The 582-nt window shown below is 49.1% G+C and carries 1 protein-coding gene; it reads right to left on the bottom strand.

What is annotated here, in order from left to right; genetic code table 11:
• Window positions 1-582, bottom strand: a 582-nt coding sequence (locus KHQ23_RS26235; RefSeq protein ID WP_211777067.1) for a transposase, incomplete at both ends; no start/stop codon positions are given.

Below are 582 nucleotides of genomic sequence, written 5' to 3'. Positions count from 1 at the left end.
GCGGACAACCTTTTCAGAAATAACTCTGTTGTTACTGCGAAGCATCGCGTGAAGGCGCCGGTAGCCGTAACAGCGGTAATTCTCCTCAAAGATATCGGCCATGATCACGCGTATTTCCGCATACTTATCGTACAGACGTTTGCTGGCTTTGTGGTAAAAATAACAGCTGCGGGCAAGTTGCAGAACGCTTAGCAACTCAGCAACGGGGTACTTTTTCTTAAGGGCATCAACTATCAGGGTTTTCTCCCTGTTTTTCAGTTTCAGAAAGCTGACGCCCAGATCTTTTTTTATCAGTTCATTCGCCTTTGTCAGTATGTCACGTTCGAGCTGCAGCTGATAAACCTGCTTCCTGAGACGCTGGATTTCACCGAGTAAAGCATCCTGATTTTTATCCTGAGGGGCTGCCTTTCGTTTGCGCATGGATTGATAAGCCTCGTCACTGATAAGGTCTTTCTTCCATTTGTACAGGACCGGGACGCTGACGCCTATGCTTTGTGCAACTTTACGCGCGGTTCCACGTCGGTTACAGAGCTCCCGGACGGCCTGAGACCTCTCTTCCGGGCTGAAGCATTTGCTTGTGCC

Origin of the sequence: Klebsiella sp. 64 (genome assembly GCF_018223915.1) — a bacterium.
GTDB lineage: Bacteria > Pseudomonadota > Gammaproteobacteria > Enterobacterales > Enterobacteriaceae > Klebsiella > Klebsiella pneumoniae.
The sequence above is the reverse complement of the archived record's forward strand: the minus strand, read 5'-3'. Positions and strand labels throughout refer to the sequence as shown.